The following is an 18,487-nucleotide window of genomic DNA, read 5'->3' as shown; positions in this document are numbered from 1 at the left end:
TAGTTTTAAAAAAAAATTATCTTTAGCCCTATGTTTGATTAACAGTGATATAGAAACAGACATAAATGCTAACGATCTAATCATTAAACAATTTTTTAAACGACGTTATTAAACAAAATCGGATGAAATTAACGCTTGGCTTCAGCCCCTGTCCTAATGATACCTTTATTTTTGAGGCATTGATTAACCAGAAATTTGATGTGGAAGGTTTTGAGTTTGATGTACACCTTGAAGATGTTCAAACCCTGAACCAGTGGGCAATGGAAGGAAAACTGGATGTGACAAAAGTCAGCTATGGCGTACTGCCCTTTATTAACAAAGACTATTATGTAATGTCAAGCGGTGGCGCCATCGGTAATGGCTGCGGCCCGCTGCTCATTAGCAAAGGCAATGTCACCGATGAGGAAATTAATAATAGTGCCATCGCCATCCCGGGTGAAAACACGACTGCGCACTTACTTTTCTCTCTTGCTTATCCCAATGCAAAAAACAAAGTATTCAAGGTCTTTAATGAAATAGAGCCTTTTGTTTTGGAAGGCAACGGCCTGGGAGTCATTATCCACGAAAACCGCTTTACTTATGAAGAAAAAGGATTACACAAAGTGGTAGATCTGGGCGACTATTGGGAGCAGAAAACCGGCTCTCCTATCCCCTTAGGCGGCATCGTGGGTAAACGCACTTTGCCACTGCCTGTGCTCAAGAAACTGGATAGCCTGATCCGTCACAGTATTGAATACGCCTATGTCAATAAGTATAAAGACGAATTACCGGACTATGTGAAAGAACATGCCCAGGAAATGAGTGAAGAGGTTATGCTGCAACACATTAGCCTTTATGTCAACAGCTTTAGTTTTAAACTGGGTAAGACGGGCCGTGACGCCGTCAGAAATCTGATGAAAGTATACAAAGAGCTGCATCCCGAATCTAATATCGGTGACCTGGAGATCTTTGCGACTAAAGTATATTAATCAAATATATTGCATCCCATGTTGATTCATGAACTGATAAAAGTTTTAGAACAGGCAGCTCCACCTGCTTTCCAGGAATCATATGACAATGCCGGTCTGTTGACAGGCAGCCCTGCATGGGAATGCAAAGGAGTGCTGGTAACGCTGGATTGTATAGAAGCCACAATCGAAGAAGCGATTAAAAAAGGTTGTAATCTGGTGGTCGCTCATCATCCGATATTATTTAAAGCCACCAGGCACCTAACCGGCAAAGACTATATACAAAGAACGCTGATTAAAGCCATTAAGGCAGATATTGCGATTTACGCCATTCATACGAACCTCGATAATGTCCGCTCTGGTGTCAATAAAAAAATAGCAGATCTGCTCGGGCTGGAAAACCAGCGTATTCTGGCCCCGAAATCCGGGCTCCTGAGCAGCCTGGTTACCTTTGTACCGGCAGCAGATGCCGAAAAAGTACGGCAGGCTCTATTTGAAGCCGGCGGCGGCAGTATTGGCCATTACAACAATTGTGCATTCAGCACCTCCGGCACAGGAACCTTCCAGCCCCAGCAAGGGGCCCATCCTGCTATAGGTACAGTCGGAACAGCAGAAAATGTAGCGGAAGAACGCATTGAACTCGTTTTTCCCAGCTACTTGCAACAGACACTTGTACAGTCACTTATAAAGGCACATCCCTATGAAGAAGTTGCCTATTATATACACCCTTTATCGAATACATTCAGCGAAGTCGGCAGCGGCATAATCGGCAACCTTCCACAACCAATTGATATTCAACAACTATTTGACAATATTAAAAAAATATTTGCCGTCAAGGTTATCCGTCACACCGCTTTACCCGATAGCCCTAAAAAGATCCGGAATATAGCGCTGTGTGGAGGGGCCGGCAGCTTTCTGACCAAAACAGCCATGACAGCCGGCGCGGAGGTATACATTACCGCAGATGTTAAATATCATGAGTTTTTTGATGCAGATAGTCAGATGGTTCTGGCAGATATCGGGCATTTTGAGAGCGAACAGTTTACTATAGAATTATTATTTGACATTTTGGCGCAAAAATTTCCTACCTTTGCCATCTTAAAATCGGAATATTGTACGAATCCGGTTTTGTATTATATCTAAAAGCTGAAAGAAATATGGCTATCGTTAAAGACTTCTCTGTTGAAGAAAAATTAGTTGAGCTGGCTAAGTTGCAAAAACTGGACAGCAAATTGGACCAGATCCAGATTCTGAAAGGCGAACTTCCTATGGAAGTAAGTGACCTGGAGGATGAACTGGCGGGCCTCAACAATAGAAAAAACAGAGTTGAAGAAGAGATCAATGGCATCTCTGAATATATCGAGCAGAAAAAAGCGATCATTAAAGACTCTGAAGCACTGGCTATTAAATACGAGAAGCAAAGCGAAAACGTAAAAAATAACCGAGAGTTCGAGGCGATTAATAAAGAGATCGAACTGCAACAACTGGAAGGGAAGCTGGCAGAAAAGCATATACGTGATGCCAATATTGAATTGACCCAGAAAATCGAGGCGCTTGACGATGTGAAAAAGAAAATCGAGGGTAAAGACGCTGTCCTTAAAACCAAAAAGGACGAACTAGGTAAGATCATCGCCGAAACAGAAAAAGAAGAAAAAGCCTATCAGGCTAAAATTGACAAAGCAAGAGAAGAAATTGAGGAAAGGTTGTTATATTCATATGATCGTATCCGTAAAAATTTCCGCAATGGGCTGGCTGTAGTTCCGGTTGAAAGAGACGCTTGCGGCGGTTGCTTCAATGCGATCCCTCCTCAAAAGCAAAGCGAAATTCGCCAACGCAAAAAAGTATTAGTTTGCGAAAACTGTGGCCGTATCTTAATCGACGAAGAATTGTCTGACTCAATACAGATCGACTAATCACCTCATAGCAGCGTCCGGCATTGACCATCTGACGCTGTCTTATAAAAAACGAAAGACCCGTCCCAATATTGAGGCGGGTCTTTCGTTTTTTTATTAATCAATCCTGTCCGGCAGAAATCCATTAAATAGCACCTTGTTCTGCACCAGCGGCCAACCATTCTTTAATGCCGCGCGTGGTGATGGACTTTGGCCTTTCCAGAGGAAACCCTAAGGCTCTGGACCAGCACATGTTGGCCATTACGCCGAGTGCGCGGGACACGCCAAACAGTACGGTATAGAATTCATATTCTTTCATCCCAAAATGGACCAGCAGTGCACCACTGTGCGCATCTACATTAGGCCATGGGTTTTTGATCTTGCCGGTCGCACCTAATACATCGGGCACGGCTTCAAATATATTCCAGACCGTCTGCACCATTTTGTCATCCGGCATATATTGCTTGCCGAATTCCATTTGCGCCAGAAAACGGGGGTCGGTGCGGCGTAATACACCATGGCCATATCCCGGAACCACCTTTCCGGCAGCCAGCGTATCTTTCGTGTACTGAACAATCTGCTCTTTAGTAGGCAGATCTGTTCCCAGCTTCTCCTGCATTTCAAAGATCCACTTAACGACCTCCTGATTGGCCAGCCCATGTAATGGTCCCGCCAGCCCATTCATGCCTGCGGCAAAACTCAGATAAGGATCACTTAAAGCCGATCCAACCAAATGCACGGTATGGGCCGATACATTACCCCCTTCGTGATCAGCGTGGATCGTCAGATAAAGGCGCATCAGCTTCAGAAAATCAGGGTGATCAAATCCCAGCATTTGAGCAAAATTCGCTGCCCAGTCTAAAGACTTATCGCAGTTAAGCGGAGCCCCGTTTCTATATTTTCTGTTATATACGTAAGCAGCAATATAAGGAACACGGGCAATCAGGTCTACAGCATCTTCAAAAATCGGATCCCAATACTCTTTTTTATTAATTCCATCTGAATAGGCTTTGGCAAACTTGCTCTCCGTCTGCAACGCCATGATACCCGTAACAAACTGGGTCATCGGATGGGCACTTATCGGCAAGGCGTCAATCGTTTTATATACATGGTCAGGAATTTCACTGCGCCTGGCCAATTCCTTAGAAATTCCCCTCACATCTTCATCCGTAGGCAATTCCCCTATCAGCATCAGATAAAACAAACCTTCAGGCAGAGGTTCGCTTCCCTGGTCTGCTTTGGGAAGCTTTTCACGCAATTCCGGAATGGTATAACCCCTGAACTTGATGCCTTCTAACGGATCCAGTAAACTCACTTCACTCACGATACTGGTAATACCCCTCATCCCCTGGTATAACTGAGCGACCGTTATATTTTCCACAGGTGTTTGCCCGTTCGTCTTTAATAGGTCTTTTATTTCTGCTGCAGCTACTTCTGCTTTGGCGTAAAACTTCTTTTTAATCTCAATCATCTTGTCATTTTTTCCATCAAATTCCCTGCTTTCTATGCAATCGTACCCATAAAGCACATATTACATATTTAGCAAATGTATATCTTTTTTAATGCCGAAGCCCGTTTTAAAGGTAATCTCCACCAATTTAAATGCAATTCAGGGGCAGAGAGCCCCTGAATGATATAAAGCAGCGTAAAGATACTTATTAGTCAGTCAAATTTCTAAAAAATATCCGAAACTTATCATAAATGAACATTATTTAGGGGCTTTACGATACAAATAGATCGCGACCAGGGTAAACACAAAATTGGGCAGCCAGGCCGCAAGCATAGGTGTAAAATTACCTTTGGTAGAAAAGATCGTGGAAAACCTGTCCATCACAATAAAAGTGGCCGCCATGACAAACCCCAACGCTAAATGCGCTCCGCTGCCTCCCCGCACCTTCCTGCTGGAGAGAATAACCCCGATCATCGTCAGGATCAGCACGGAAAATGGTGTTGTGAAGCGTCTGTAGTATTCTATCTTAAACGTATTGATGTCTTCGCTACCCCGTAGTTGTTCCTGTTTAATATAACTTTTAAGCTCCGGCGTAGTCATCTTTACCTCTGCATAATCGTCATTCTTAAGGTTGCTGGGATCGAAATTAAAACTGACTTTTTTATCGTTACTGGAAGTTACGGTTTCTTTCATTCCGTTGATCGTCCTTTCAACAACCTGACTCAGATTCCAGTGCGGGCCGCCTGCGGTATCCCACCGAATGGTACTGGCTCTCAGATTATAGACCAATTCGTTATTCTTAATCCGGTTTACAAAAAACGGGCCTCCACTTTTGGTTTCCGCATTAAAGTTTCGGATACCGGCATAGCTGAATGAGTCCAGCTTAAAATATAAAAGCGGGTCTTTTTTTGTCAGTTTAGCGTAATTAGAGTTGCCGTGTACATAGACATCCTCAAAATAGGTTCTCTTAACCTCGGCCTTGGGCACGACAAAGGAGGCCGCAAACCCCAGCAACAAAGCCAGTGCAATCCCGGTGACCATATAAGGCCTTAAAAACCGCCGGAAGCTGGTACCGCTGGCCAAAATCGCGACAATTTCACTTCTGCCCGCCATTTTCGACGTAAAGAAAATGACGGCAATAAACACAAACAAGGGGAAAAGAAGGGCGATAATATGCGGAATAAAAGAGAAATAATAGTCTGTAATGATCTTGTATAAAGACCATCCGCTTTGCACAAAATTGTCCGTTTTCTCCCCCACGTCGATCACCACGGAAATTATGGTGAACAGGAAGATAGAGAAGAAAAAGGTCTTCAGAAATTTGCTTATGATATACCAGTCAATTTTCTTCATACTGATGGCTACAAAGTAAAAACAATTTAGGCAGTTCTATTACAATTTTAGGGAATATTGGCGAATCGCCTGTAGATAAAAGCCGTATTCAAGTACAAAGTATTGGTTTTCTCTTTTAACGGGTAGCGCCGGCCGGCGCCATCAACATGCAGCCTGGAATAGTCCTTGTACCAATTAGGGTATTGGGTTGTGGGATTTACCCGCTACCTTACTTTAATTCGTAAAATCATGTGGTTATTAGGTATAGCAGTTATCGTTATTGTAGCGGCAATTATCACTAATTTTCTGGTTAAATGGTTGAATCGCAAGAAGAAACAGCCGTCTGTGCCCGAGTGGGATAAACAAAATAAGGGCGTCAATGATCCAAACTCCGGTAAAGATTAAAGCATGGAGTTTCCCCGGATTGAGGCTTTTTGTCCCTGCTGATGAGGGCTTTTTTGTACTTTCCTCCAATTTCAATGAAGTGAAATAGGTTAATCTTTGCTGTACCGGCCTGCCCTTCTGCGTTTATGGCCGGCCAGTCAGCCATCCTATCCGTCTGCAGCACAAACTGACAATTGTGAGGTTCAGATATTTTTTTCCATAATAAAATCCTCCATCAGAAAGCCATTTCCGATCGGAAGATCTTGTGTTCCCTCCACGCTAAATCCGATGTGCTCATAAAACTTAACAGCTTTGTTATCCCTGTTGACATGCAGTAACAGCTTTTTGTCAGCACTGGTGGCTTTAGCTGCTTGCTCAATATAAGCTATCAGGGACCGGCCTACGCCAGTTCCTTGCGTGTCCGGTAAGACGTAGATTTTGTGAATCTTCGTTTTGCTCAGCTTTTTGTAATTCGATTCGAAGGAAGCGTAGCCCATATGAATTCCATTTTTTCGGGCCAGAACGAAATGATGCCCTTCTCCTACCATCTGCGTAATCAGGGAAGTCGTTGAATACATCATTTCCAACATATAGTCTATTTGCTCCTTTGACAAAATATCACCAAACGTTTCTGGCCAGGTTTGATGAGCAATTTGTTGGATCGTATGAATATCGGCTATGTTTGCGGGAACAATTTCAATCATTTTTTTATGTTTTTAGGGGTTAGCTCCTTTCTTATCCTGCTTAGCGACTGTGGCGTTATTTTGAGATAAGAGGCAATATACTGTTGTGGAACCTGTTGGGCCAATACCGGGTCGCGTCTGACAAATTCAAGGTATTTTGTTTTGGCATTGCCGAAATTCAAAAAGTCATTGTTTTTGATCTTATTCAGGAGAGCAACTTCGGTGATGCTTTTAAGAAAAATATAGAAGTTGGGGATCTCATTACTCAGTTTTTCAATTACCGATTTGTGAATGACCATCAGCTCACAAACAGTAACCGCCTGGAAGGCCTCCGTTGCCGGTTTTCCCGTATAATAGCTTTCCAGATCAACAAAAAACTGATTTTCCTTTATGAAATGCTTGGTTACGTCATTACCTTCCGGGTCAACCGTATACACTCTTGCAATGCCTGTTTCCACAAAAGCAATTTTATGGGCAATCTTGTCGGGCTCCTGAAAATGTTCCTCCGTTTTTAATTTCGAATATCTAAAAGAGGCGGCAACATGCGCAATTTCTTGTTTAGTAAGGATTCCTCCAAAAGAGAGTACCGATCTTAAATTTTCCATGTTTTATATTTATACAATAATCTTCTGTTTAAAAAGGCTTTCCGCACAAGCCGTTACCGCTTCTTTAAGTGGCAGAGGCTCCCAGTTTAATTCACTTTTTGCCTTGTCAATATAAACTTTTCTTTTTACCCCCAAATCCAGCAGAACAGGCTTTAAAGCAGGTTCAAATACAGAGAATAACCTGGCGGCAAAGTTGGGAAGCTCCCCGGATGGGATCTTCCTGTCCGGATACTGTGCGCTGAGCAAAAGCGCAATTTCACTAAATGTCAGATAACCTGCTGACGCGATGTATCTGTTATCGGCTGCCTTTGGCGATTCCATTACCTTGATCAACAAATCAGCGACCGACCGAACATCGACAATATCAAACCCGATTTTGGGTAAGGCGGGAACCTGCCCTTGTAAAATATGAGCGATAATATTCGCCGAAGTGCCAAAATCCTTTTCTAAAACCGGTCCCAAGATCGCTCCTGGCAATACCGTCGTCAACTCTAAGCCGGATTTACTATTTTCCATGAACGCCCAGGCAGCTTTTTCCGCGATGGTTTTGCTTCTGATATATGGCGCCGTGTCTCTTCTATTGGTTTCATCTGTCCAGTCAGCTTCCGTAAAAACACGACTCAATCGATCCTTTGATTTACCGTATACCACTGCTGCCATCGAGGAAGTCATCACCACCCGTTTTACGCCATTATCCGCCGCCGATTTCAATATATTCAGTGTCCCGTTTTTTGCCGGGGAAATCAGATCGTTTTCGTTTTTGGGTAATTTTCTAGGAAAAGGAGAGGCTATATGCTGAACATAATCCACGTTTTTGGTAAGTTCATTCCAAACAATGGCGTTATTCAGGTCCGCCTCGGCAAAGGTTAAATTGTTAATATTGGATACGTGTTCTCCAATAATTGCCCGGATGGCAGGCTCTCTTTTTCTGTCCCTTAGCGTGCCGACAATATTGTACCCTTTGTTTAAAAGCTGAATAGCCGTGTGAGCCCCCAGAAAGCCTGTTATACCGGTTAACAATACGTTTTTGTGTTTCATTGCTTATTTTTCTACAAAGGACATACAACCGCAGCATACGACAATTACCATTTGATAAGAAATCAGTCAGGTAATGGATTGGGATCTTATAGGGATCAGACAGCCCGGTGTTCAACCTGACATGGGTGCTACATAAATGCGCTTACGCTAACTCACACAGAAAAGCAGAACCAATCAGGCTTACACGAAGCAAAGTGCGCCCACTCCAACGCCGTCATCTGAGAGGCAGCTGATAAATTAATTTGGCATACACAAGCTTTATTATAGGGCTGACCGACCGGGAGATGTGTTTCAATATGGCCAGAGCTGAGATTCTGGTTTAAAAATCCAGCGAGCAGTTCACCCATTCATTATCCAGGCGGGCGCCGTATTTCCGATAAAAATCCAAAGCTGGGGTATTCCAGTCCAGCGCCTGCCAGACCATCCCTCTGAAGCCTTCATTTTTAGCGATGTCCAATAGCGCATCAAATAGCGCTTTGCCCAGACCCCGCCCCCTGTGTTGCTCACTGACAATCAGGTCTTCCAGATATAACCTTTGCCCTTTCCATGTAGAATAACGAATATAATAGAGCGCCATCCCGATAAGCTTTCCTGAGGCCTCATCCGCTATTACAAGAGACCACCATACCGGATGGGCTCCAAATCCGCTGTCTTCAAAATGTTGAAGGTCAACAGTCACCTCTTCCGGCGCCTTTTCAAAAAGAGCCAGTTCTTTAACCAGTTCCATCATTTGCGGACAGTCTTCTTTAACAGCTTTACGGATAATCGTCTTCATGGGCCAGAACATTAAAATGGATTAGAAATCTGCGTAATTCGCGCCCAAAAGTACTAAATCAATGGTACAATCCATGCTTTTTGCTACAATACAGGGCTGGCAGCCTCCTTTAAGTAAGAGATAGCCCAACACTGGACTTCTGCCCCTTGTTTACCCAAATAATCCAATTATCTTTGTCAAAATTTTTAGAGATGGTTTATCTTACGCGCCTGGAACATTTTAATGCAGCGCATAAACTCTATAACCCCACTTGGACAAAGGAAAAAAATGAAGCCGTATTTGGTCTCTGTGCGAATGAAAACTGGCATGGGCACAACTTTGAGCTCTATGTAACGGTTAAGGGGAACCCGGATCCGGAAACAGGTTTTTTAATGGACGTCAAGGTTTTAAGCCGGATTGTGAATGAACAGGTAATCGAAGCACTCGACCACAAAAACCTGAATATCGAAGTGCCATTTCTGCAGGGCAAAATGTGTACGACTGAAAACCTGGCCATGGCTATCTGGGAACAGATCCACCCATATCTGCCGGCTGGTGTTCAGTTACACTGTGTAAAATTATACGAGACTCCACGCATATATGTAGAATATTTTGGAGAAAACCAGTAACATTACAAATCTTTCTATGATGGGACAAGAAAAAGTCGCTGTATTCAGAAAAGCCCATTTTAATGCCGCACACCGCCTGCATGTTGAGGGCTGGTCGGAACAAGAAAATGACCGGGTTTTTGGCAAATGTAACAATCCCCATTTTCACGGTCACAACTATGAACTGGTGGTAAAAGTAACGGGTCCGGTAGACCCGGTAACCGGATTTGTAGTGGATCTAAAATGGTTAAACGACATTATCCAGCAAGAAATCATTCACCGTTTTGATCACAAAAACCTGAACCTGGACACTCAGGAATTTAGAACGCTGATTCCGACTGCGGAAAATATAGCTATTGTTATTTACAGACTTCTTCGACCGCATGTGGATCTCGCACTGAATATACAGGTACGTCTATACGAGACCGAAAGGAACTTCGTTGAGTTTCCGGTCGCCTAATCCACACTTAGTAACTTATACAACTCAATCTATATGGCATATACAAAACTAGAATCATACGATGAACAAGTAACTGAAGCACTGGCTGGTCATTATAAATCTGCACTAGGGCTTTTGGGAGAGAACCCCGATAGAGAAGGTCTGCTAAAAACGCCGGACAGGCTGGCCAAAGCCATGCAATACCTGACCCAGGGCTATCAGATGGATGCAGTAGAAATTCTGAATTCTGCAAAATTCCATGAACCCATCAGCGAAATGGTCATCGTGAAGGATATTGAACTCTATAGTCTTTGTGAACACCATTTGTTACCTTTTATAGGAAAAGCACATGTCGCCTATATCCCGAACGGATGGATTACCGGGCTAAGTAAAATTGCCAGAGTGGTGGATGTATTTTCTCACCGGCTGCAGGTCCAGGAAAGGCTAACCGTACAAATCCTTGAGGCCATCAAGGAAGCCCTGAACCCTTTAGGGGTTGCTGTCGTCATTGAAGCCAAACACCTGTGCATGATGATGCGCGGCGTCGCCAAGCAAAATTCCTATACGACGACATCCTCATTTGACGGGGAGTTTGCGAACGACCGTACGAGAAGCGAATTTATGAAACTCATTTCCGCTAATCTTCATTAATAATACTTAATTGTTGCGTGTTGGATCAGGTAAATCTCCGCAGTGAAGACAGTTACACTTACTCAACACCTAAATCATTAAATAAACATAGATGAAACACGCATTTGTATTTCCGGGGCAGGGAGCCCAGTTCAGTGGCATGGGCAAAGCCCTTTACGAAGGCAATGACAAAGCCAGAGGGTATTTTGAGCAGGCCAACGGGATCCTGGGGTTCAGGATCACAGATATCATGTTCAGCGGCACCCCTGAGGAACTAAAAGAGACCAAGGTTACCCAGCCGGCCGTCTTTTTACATTCTGTAATCGCTTATAAAACACTGGATAAGCCTAAGCCGGATATGGTGGCGGGCCATTCGCTGGGAGAGTTTTCTGCCTTGGTCGCGAACGGCGTTCTGAGCTTTGAGGATGGTTTAAAACTAGTCAGCATTCGTGCGCAGGCAATGCAGAAAGCCTGCGAAATTAACCCTTCTACGATGGCGGCGATACTGGCGCTCTCCGACGAAAAAGTTGAAGAGATTTGTAAAGAGATTGAGGCCGGCTCTGGAGAAGTCGTCGTCCCTGCAAATTATAACTGTCCTGGCCAGTTGGTCATCAGTGGTTCTCTTAAGGGAATAGACCTGGCCTGTGCAGCATTAAAGGAAGCCGGTGCCAAGAGAGCTTTAGTCCTGCCGGTAGGCGGCGCCTTTCATTCTCCGCTTATGGAACCGGCCCGTGAAGAACTGGCATCCGCCATTGAGGCCACCAGTTTTCATCGCCCGTCCGCTCCGGTGTATCAGAATATAACAGCAACGGCTGTCACGGATCCGGCGGCGATCAAGGCCAATCTGATCGCCCAGCTTACCGGTGCGGTTAAATGGACACAGACCGTTCAGCAGATGGTTGCAGACGGTGCTACTCATTTTACGGAATGTGGCCCGGGTAAAGTGTTACAGGGGCTGATTTTGAAAATTCATAAAGAAGCCATTACAGACGGACGGCAGTAGCGTCTTCAAACGAGAAAATCTTGCTTTAAATTCCAGCGTTCTTTCTCAGTTCTACTGATGTCGTTGCAGTTATTATCCGGGCACTATAGTCCCGTAGCTGTGCAAAACTTTTCGAAATCCATTTTTTCAACTCAGAAGCCCAAATTTGGCGATCAGAAAATGATAAGAATATTAACTTGCCGCCTTTGCTTCGGTTGAAGGGTCTAAGCCTTATGGCAGAGAATATATAAGCGAACAACGCCAGTGGCTCCATTCAGTTAGTATGCAGCTAGCTACTAAACGGTAACAAATATCAACTATGCAACCGGTAAGGTTAAGTATATTTACATTTAGAGAGTTGCATTACACTTATGCATGGACAGATTTTTAGTTTTACAAAAAATCTTTTCCTATGATAGAAACCCTTTTTTCAATAAAAAGAGCGCTGGCTTCTATGGTGCTGACAGCATTAATGGCAGGAGGCATCAAAGCACAGATCCGGCTTGACACATCATCCTTTATACGGCATAATCAGTCGATACTATCATTAGTTGTCTATGTATCTGATAGCCTGGCATATGCCCAGAGCTTTAATGGCCACAGCAATGATGATCTTTTTAATAATCAATCGCTGACTAAAAATGTGATGGCGTTATTAATAGGGATTGCTATCGACAAAGGATATATTGATTCGTTAGATGTTCCTATTGCCAATTTTTTTCCGGAATTAAAAAAGGATCCCGATGGGCGCAAAGCAAAGATTACGCTAAGAGAAATCATGAATCAGGCTTCCGGTTTATGGCACGAAAACCTGGAGAATCTGGGGCAGTATCTCAGCCTGAATAACCCTTCCGGTTATGTTTTACAGCAGCCTTTAGTTGCTGCCCCCGGAACAGTGCTTCACTACAATAATGCGGCCTCTCATCTCATGTCCGTGATCCTGTCAAAAGCTACGGGTCAGTCTACTCTTGCATTCGCAAAGAAATATCTGTTCGCACCGCTTCAGATATCCCGTGTTAAATGGCCCGAAATGAAAGATAGTTATTATGATGGATGTGGATTGCTCAGTGTGCATATGAGCGCTGCCGATATGAATAAAATAGGCCGGTTGATTCTCCAACGAGGTAAATTCAATGGCAAACAGATTGTTTCCAAGAGGTGGACAAAATCATTGCTTCGGCCTGAAAAAACATATCCCGCTCCCTGGGGATTGTTAAACACGACATATGGACTCACCTTCTATCACAAGCTCTATCATAATTTGCCAGTTACCTATGGCATGGGCTGGGCTGGCCAGTTTTTGATCTTAATACCCGATTTGCAGGCTGTCATTGCGGTAAACCAAGTGGTGGACGACCGTACAGCAGTCAGACAATCTGCTTTTTTCATGGACCGGATACTCCCGTTGATTATTAATCAGATAGTCGCTCAGGAAAATAATGGTGACTCATTTGGTCTTTCTAGCCTGAACAAGAGAATTGATCCCGCGATTTTAAGCCTGAGATAATAAAACCTCCATAGAGAAAGGCAGCTTTATTTTTTTAGCCCATACTAACGATAAACGATATGGGCGACCTATGAAAAGATCCAATAAACACCAGGAATCCACTGTTATCTACCTACTCATCACCACATTATATTCATTTCCGTTGATTACACATTGTCGGAATAAATGGTCGCATCCATGCATCAAGACTCATACATCTCCATTCTGAGGCGCATCTCCTCAACATCCAATTCCCGTTCAATCTTCTTTAAGATAGACTCACTGGCGGAGCCACTGAGATGCATCTGCTGCACAGAGCTTCTTTCTACCTCTAAGAGGTTCAGCTGGACCTGCGTATACTCATTAAAAACCTGACTTGAAAGTGTTTTTCCCTGCCCGAAGTAATTAGATGGCAACGCCGTCTTTTGAAGTCTGTTGTACTTCACTTCATACTTACTCTTAATATTATTCAATATTTCATCTGGCAACAAAGAGTATTCTTCTTCTATTTTATTGATAGCGTTGGCTACAATCTTGGTACGGACTTCGTATTCCTGCGCCACGACAGAATAAGGTTCGAGTTTCATGAGCCTGATCAGCCACGGCAAGGTAAGACCTAAAAGAACCAGCGTGGTCAGGATCACACAAAAAGTCAGGAAGATCAACAGGTTTCGGTGGGGAAAGATATGGCTTCCGGCAAAACTGAGTGGCAGCGCCATGGCGGCTGCCATAGAAACAATCCCCCGCATGCCCGACCAGCCAAATATCACCAGATTCTTTCTTTCATATCCCCTGTCCCCGTATATACTCTTGCCCACCTTATCTGGCCAGAGCATAGAAGGCAGTATCCATACAAACCTGATTAAGATCACCAGCAGACTAATTGTAACCCCATAGGCAATCAGGCTTCCCTTTGAATAATCTTCAAGCCCTTCAGAAACGGTTCTGAGTTGCAAGCCGATCAGAATAAAAATCAGGCCATTTAAGACAAACATGACAACCTCCCATATGGCATCGGTCATAATCCTGCCCTGATGCGAAAAAAGGGTGTTCGACCTGAACGATAAATATAATCCGGTTGTCACCACAGCAAGCACCCCGGACGCATGAAAATGTTCGGCGATTAAATAAGAAGTATAGGGCGTCAGGAAAGTAAGCGTTACATCTACAACGGCGTCACAGCTGAACTTTTCATGTATCACCCGCATAATCATGGCCACGCCCCAGCCCACAGCAATCCCCACGGCAGCAACATATACAAAGTTAAGGCCGGCCTGCCACCAGGCGAATCCGGCAGTCGTAATCGCTGCCAGTGCGTAACGATAGGCAATCAAAGCACTGGCGTCATTGATAAGGCTCTCTCCTTCTAAAATTGTCAGTAGCCCCGGGTGCAGGCCCAACCCTTTAGTGACTGCTGTAGCGGATACAACGTCAGGAGGAGAAATAATCGCCCCCAATAAAAACGCCACCGGCCAGCCAAAAGAAGGAATCAGATAATGGGCTACAATAGCGACTGCTATCGTCGTAAACAAAACCAATCCGATAGCGGCCAGGCTGATGGGGCGGATCGCGGCCCTAAAGTCATGCCAGCTGGTATTCCATGCTGCATGATAGAGCAGGGGAGGCAAAAACAGAAAAAAGATAATGTCCGGAGAGACTTTAAGCGTAGGCAATCCCGGTATAAGAGAAATAACGATCCCGAAAAGTACCAGCATGATCGGAAAGGGAAAATTAAACCGCTTGCTGAGCAGCCACAAAAAGGCAATGACAAAAAGCAAAATGATGATCAGGGTAATATTCTCCATCGCCTAAAATTACGGCAATTCAAAAATCTATCGATGAAATTCCAAATTTAATTGCGGTCTGACATCCTCTCCCATAAAGTTCCGTAAATTCGAAAATCCCGAACTATCTTCGCGCCATGGGCACTTTGCGATACAAGCTGGAAAAAACGGACAGCGCCTCCAAAGCAAGAGCGGGCGTAATTACTACTGATCATGGTCAGATACTGACCCCAATTTTCATGCCTGTGGGTACCGTTGGCAGCGTTAAAGCCGTTAACCAACAGGAACTCGAAGATATTGTGCGGGCACAGATTATACTTGGTAACACTTATCATTTATATCTTAGGCCTGGTACCGAAATCCTGGAAAAAGCCGGAGGACTCCACCGGTTTAACGGCTGGGATCACCCCATTTTGACAGATAGTGGTGGCTATCAGGTCTTTTCATTAGCAGGCACGCGTAAGATCAAGGAAGAAGGCGTCATCTTCCAATCACATATTGATGGCAGCCGTCATCTGTTTTCGCCCGAAAAAGTAATGGATATCCAGCGTAGTATTGGGGCTGATATAATTATGGCCTTTGACGAATGTCCTCCTGCGGGTTGCGAATACGCCTATGCCTTAAAAAGTATGGAACTGACGCACAGATGGCTGGACCGCTGTATCCACAGGTTGGCAGAAACCCCTGATAAATACGGTTACACGCAGAATCTGTTCCCTATTGTTCAGGGTAGTACCTATAAAGATCTAAGAACGGCTTCAGCAGAATACATTGCCTCCAAGGAGGCGGCCGGAAATGCCATCGGCGGCCTCTCCGTCGGGGAGCCAGAAGAAGAACTGTACGCATTTACCGACCTGTGCTGTAATATATTACCGGCAGACAAACCTCGTTACCTGATGGGGGTAGGTACACCCTGGAATATTCTGGAAGGCATTTCTTTAGGAGTCGATATGTTTGATTGTGTCATGCCCACCAGAAATGGCCGCAATGGAATGTTGTTTACAACGGAAGGAGTTATTAATATAAAAAATAAAAAATGGGAAGATGATTTTTCACCCATTGACGACGGATTTCCTTGTATAACAAGCAATTACTACAGCAAAGCCTATTTAAGACATTTATTTGTTTCTAAAGAACTACTGGCCGGCCAGCTGGCCAGCCTCCAGAACCTGTCCTTTTATCTGTGGTTAGTCGGACAGGCCCGTGAATATATTATTCAGGGAGATTTCACCCCCTGGAAAGAGCAAATGATCCCGCGGCTAAAAACCAGGCTATAGGTTAAACAGAAGGAGCAGCCATCGTTGTATAAATCTATTTCAAAAAAGGGCGGTTCACGTGTTAAAAGCGCAATCCTACCGAAAAGGTCTGCTATGCTCTAAACCAAAAGAATATAATTTCATCTTATACCGGTAAATTCGATTAGGAGAACAAAAATCACATTCTTTCCTAATGACAATTGACCACCATTTAAATTTTTAAAAAGATGAAAAAAATACTCTTATTCACATTCGGGCTGTTTTTATTTGCAGCCGCATCCCAGGCACAATCAGCAGATACCTCTGCTACACCCCGGCACCACATGGAACACCGCCGTGGCGGCGGGATGATGGGACCGGGAGGCGCTCTCGCTAAAAAGCTGAACCTTACGGCTGATCAACAGACGAAACTTAAGGCAATCAATGAAGACTTCAGAAAGCAAGGAGACGCTATAAAAAATAATAGTGCACTCTCTGATGATCAAAAGAAAGCCGCATTCCGTGATCTGTTCAAAAAGAACCGGGAGGCGCGTAATGCTATTTACACAGATGAACAAAAAGAAATCATCAAAAAAACAATGCAGGAGCGCCGTCAACAAAGGGGCAACAGAAGAGGCAATCGCCCCCAAATGAACAAAGCACAGGAATAAGAGCGTTATAAATTCCACAGGAGATTTAATTAAAACCTGAGTTTCAGGCAATTAATTATTATACTATAAATAATGCTTCCAGCTATTCGCTGAAAGGGCGGTGTAATACTCAATCTATTTTGAGGATTGCACCGCTTTTTCTATTTTTACAAGTAAAATAAACCACCCAGGATGAAAAAGATCGCCACTTTTTTAACGCTATTTGTAATGATATTTTGTGCAACCAGTTTTGCACAAAGGCATAAAAAGCGAAAAAAAGACAAATCTAATGCCCCCACAGAAGCGCAACTGATGGCTTTTAAAACCAGCTACGCCAAATTACTGGGTGACTCTCTGCAAATTCCACGTGAAAAAAGAGATACGGTAGCCGCTTTACAGATTCAGTTTCTGTTAAAGAGAATGAAGGTTTCTGATGACAAAACCCTTACGAAGGAAGATAAAGAGGTGCGTTACGGCATGTTGGAAAACGATAAATATATGCATCTTGGAGCCTTATTGTCCATGGATGAACTTCAGCGTCTGGAGGCTTTTGAGGCACGCCAGAAAAAGCGGCAAGATGAAATGGAGAAACAGCGCCAGGAGCAATATAATCAGCAGGCAGAGCAAAGAAGAAATTATAACCGGGGATATAACAGAGGTTATGGCCGTTATGGCGGAGGTTACTACGGCTACTAAACCGAACTTAAACAATGGAATAAATGCAGGGGACCGGTAAAATAAAACCGGTCCTTTGTCGTTTTTATAGTATATCTACAGCAAGAAGGTATTAAAATAAAAACTAAACGATAAAACAAATGAAGCGTACTTTCGTACTTTTTGTGCTCATTTTAATAGGCGCATCTTCACTGCATACCGCTAATGGACAGTTTATACGTAATAACGCCTTTAATCTGCCCATGGTTGCCGGAGAAGTCGCCTTCTTGCAGAACGATACCGCTTCGGCTCTTTATGCGGAGGATTTTTATGCCATTGCAAAAGCCTGGATAGAGCAGAACTATCCAACAGCTAAATTTAAAGAAAGCAAAAATGAGGATCAGCAATTACAGGCAGAAGTCCATTTTAAAATAGATGATCAACACATCCAGGCTCCTTTATACTACCAGGGCACACTGCATATAAAATGGAAGGATCAGGTCATTCAGATTAAATTAGACCGGTTATCCTACACCCCCGGCCAGCCTAAAGGAAAATCCAGAAAAAATACAGGCGCCACCCAGGTATCCTTCCAGGTAAAACAACAGGTCCGGTCGGGAGCGGATAAGCTATATCCGCATACCTGGGATTCTTTAAATGAATATGGAGAATCGCTTTTGGAGAATTTCAGCCACTACATTCAGACGTCCGCCAAGAATATGCTATAAACCAGTGGCATATCGTTTAATGAGCCCTTCTTTCTAAACAATAGGTAAAGCCCTTGTATAACGGCATTTTTTTGCTATTTATTAAGGCTGTTAGGCATAATATGCAAGGGCCGGGCCATCATAGAACCAGATACGCAAAGAAAAGAAAACAGCATGAGGCTATTATCTTTCTGATCCAATGCAAAAAGGCCATCCCGTTGTAAGGA

General features: G+C 43.8%; 20 protein-coding genes. 13 read left to right on the top strand and 7 right to left on the bottom strand.

From position 1 onward, the window contains the following. Positions 1-122: 122 nt before the first annotated feature. From K9M52_RS09620 to K9M52_RS09610, 3 genes are read left to right on the top strand one after another with little or no spacing between them, the layout of a single operon-like run. A complete protein-coding gene (locus K9M52_RS09620) occupies positions 123-968 on the top strand; it encodes a 1,4-dihydroxy-6-naphthoate synthase (protein WP_224071844.1) in 846 nt (281 codons plus the stop codon). 18 nt (positions 969-986) lie between these two features. Next, positions 987-2,090 (top strand): Nif3-like dinuclear metal center hexameric protein, encoded by a 1,104-nt coding sequence (locus K9M52_RS09615; protein ID WP_224071843.1) that lies wholly within the window; start codon positions 987-989, stop codon positions 2,088-2,090. Positions 2,091-2,104: 14 nt separating this feature from the next. After that, on the top strand, positions 2,105-2,860 hold the full coding sequence (locus tag K9M52_RS09610; protein ID WP_224071842.1) for a zinc ribbon domain-containing protein: 756 nt from the start codon (positions 2,105-2,107) through the stop codon (positions 2,858-2,860). A gap of 124 nt (positions 2,861-2,984) precedes the next feature. Here K9M52_RS09610 and K9M52_RS09605 read toward each other — a convergent pair whose 3' ends face one another. Together K9M52_RS09605 and K9M52_RS09600 are read right to left on the bottom strand one after the other, a co-directional pair. Beyond that, positions 2,985-4,310, bottom strand: a complete 1,326-nt coding sequence (locus tag K9M52_RS09605) for a citrate (Si)-synthase, eukaryotic (RefSeq protein WP_224071841.1) — start codon at positions 4,308-4,310, stop codon at positions 2,985-2,987. A gap of 237 nt (positions 4,311-4,547) precedes the next feature. After that, positions 4,548-5,642 (bottom strand): LptF/LptG family permease, encoded by a 1,095-nt coding sequence (locus K9M52_RS09600; protein WP_224071840.1) that lies wholly within the window; start codon positions 5,640-5,642, stop codon positions 4,548-4,550. A 228-nt stretch (positions 5,643-5,870) separates the two neighbouring features. Between K9M52_RS09600 and K9M52_RS09595 the strand changes: the two genes are divergently transcribed. Continuing rightward, positions 5,871-6,026: a hypothetical protein gene (locus K9M52_RS09595; RefSeq protein ID WP_224071839.1), complete on the top strand. Its 156-nt coding sequence runs from the start codon at positions 5,871-5,873 to the stop codon at positions 6,024-6,026. Between the two features lie 182 nt (positions 6,027-6,208). On the opposite strand, the gene K9M52_RS09590 is transcribed toward K9M52_RS09595, so the two are convergent. The 4 genes from K9M52_RS09590 to K9M52_RS09575 form a co-directional block, all read right to left on the bottom strand. Then, positions 6,209-6,709 (bottom strand): GNAT family N-acetyltransferase, encoded by a 501-nt coding sequence (locus K9M52_RS09590; protein WP_224071838.1) that lies wholly within the window; start codon positions 6,707-6,709, stop codon positions 6,209-6,211. After that, complete coding sequence (locus K9M52_RS09585; RefSeq protein WP_224071837.1) at positions 6,706-7,293, bottom strand: Crp/Fnr family transcriptional regulator; 588 nt, start codon at positions 7,291-7,293, stop codon at positions 6,706-6,708. The genes K9M52_RS09590 and K9M52_RS09585 overlap by 4 nt, the downstream gene beginning before the upstream one ends. A 9-nt stretch (positions 7,294-7,302) precedes the next feature. After that, positions 7,303-8,331 (bottom strand): SDR family oxidoreductase, encoded by a 1,029-nt coding sequence (locus K9M52_RS09580; protein ID WP_224071836.1) that lies wholly within the window; start codon positions 8,329-8,331, stop codon positions 7,303-7,305. A 319-nt stretch (positions 8,332-8,650) separates the two neighbouring features. Beyond that, positions 8,651-9,106, bottom strand: a complete 456-nt coding sequence (locus tag K9M52_RS09575; RefSeq protein ID WP_224071835.1) for a GNAT family N-acetyltransferase — start codon at positions 9,104-9,106, stop codon at positions 8,651-8,653. Positions 9,107-9,297: 191 nt separating this feature from the next. Between K9M52_RS09575 and K9M52_RS09570 the strand changes: the two genes are divergently transcribed. The 5 genes from K9M52_RS09570 (at position 9,298) to K9M52_RS09550 (ending at position 13,251) form a co-directional block, all read left to right on the top strand. After that, positions 9,298-9,714 carry a 6-pyruvoyl trahydropterin synthase family protein gene (locus K9M52_RS09570; protein WP_224071834.1) on the top strand — a complete coding sequence of 139 codons (417 nt, stop codon included), beginning with the start codon at positions 9,298-9,300 and terminating at the stop codon, positions 9,712-9,714. A 16-nt stretch (positions 9,715-9,730) separates the two neighbouring features. Beyond that, positions 9,731-10,153: a 6-pyruvoyl trahydropterin synthase family protein gene (locus tag K9M52_RS09565; protein WP_224071833.1), complete on the top strand. Its 423-nt coding sequence runs from the start codon at positions 9,731-9,733 to the stop codon at positions 10,151-10,153. 33 nt (positions 10,154-10,186) lie between these two features. Then, the gene (gene folE, locus K9M52_RS09560) at positions 10,187-10,783 is read left to right on the top strand and encodes a GTP cyclohydrolase I FolE (RefSeq protein ID WP_224071832.1); all 597 of its coding nucleotides are present in this window, start codon (positions 10,187-10,189) and stop codon (positions 10,781-10,783) included. A gap of 91 nt (positions 10,784-10,874) precedes the next feature. Next, complete coding sequence (gene fabD, locus K9M52_RS09555; protein WP_224071831.1) at positions 10,875-11,765, top strand: ACP S-malonyltransferase; 891 nt, start codon at positions 10,875-10,877, stop codon at positions 11,763-11,765. 391 nt (positions 11,766-12,156) lie between these two features. After that, positions 12,157-13,251 carry a serine hydrolase domain-containing protein gene (locus tag K9M52_RS09550; RefSeq protein WP_224071830.1) on the top strand — a complete coding sequence of 365 codons (1,095 nt, stop codon included), beginning with the start codon at positions 12,157-12,159 and terminating at the stop codon, positions 13,249-13,251. Positions 13,252-13,433: 182 nt separating this feature from the next. Here the strand turns inward: K9M52_RS09550 and K9M52_RS09545 are convergent, their stop codons facing one another. Beyond that, on the bottom strand, positions 13,434-15,035 hold the full coding sequence (locus K9M52_RS09545) for a Na+/H+ antiporter (RefSeq protein ID WP_224071829.1): 1,602 nt from the start codon (positions 15,033-15,035) through the stop codon (positions 13,434-13,436). Positions 15,036-15,151: 116 nt separating this feature from the next. On the opposite strand from K9M52_RS09545, the gene tgt reads away from it, so the two are divergent. The 4 genes from tgt to K9M52_RS09525 all read left to right on the top strand — a co-directional run bounded on the left by tgt (position 15,152) and on the right by K9M52_RS09525 (position 18,281). Beyond that, positions 15,152-16,291, top strand: a complete 1,140-nt coding sequence (gene tgt / locus K9M52_RS09540; RefSeq protein WP_224071828.1) for a tRNA guanosine(34) transglycosylase Tgt — start codon at positions 15,152-15,154, stop codon at positions 16,289-16,291. A 206-nt stretch (positions 16,292-16,497) separates the two neighbouring features. Continuing rightward, positions 16,498-16,920 (top strand): Spy/CpxP family protein refolding chaperone, encoded by a 423-nt coding sequence (locus tag K9M52_RS09535; RefSeq protein ID WP_224071827.1) that lies wholly within the window; start codon positions 16,498-16,500, stop codon positions 16,918-16,920. A 171-nt stretch (positions 16,921-17,091) separates the two neighbouring features. After that, positions 17,092-17,595, top strand: coding sequence for a hypothetical protein (locus K9M52_RS09530; protein ID WP_224071826.1), 504 nt, complete (start codon positions 17,092-17,094; stop codon positions 17,593-17,595). 119 nt (positions 17,596-17,714) lie between these two features. Beyond that, positions 17,715-18,281 carry a hypothetical protein gene (locus K9M52_RS09525; RefSeq protein ID WP_224071825.1) on the top strand — a complete coding sequence of 189 codons (567 nt, stop codon included), beginning with the start codon at positions 17,715-17,717 and terminating at the stop codon, positions 18,279-18,281. Positions 18,282-18,487: the final 206 nt, after the last annotated feature.

Origin of the sequence: Arachidicoccus terrestris, assembly GCF_020042345.1 — a bacterium.
Classification (GTDB): domain Bacteria; phylum Bacteroidota; class Bacteroidia; order Chitinophagales; family Chitinophagaceae; genus Arachidicoccus; species Arachidicoccus terrestris.
This window is presented reverse-complemented; position numbering and strand designations above follow the sequence as displayed.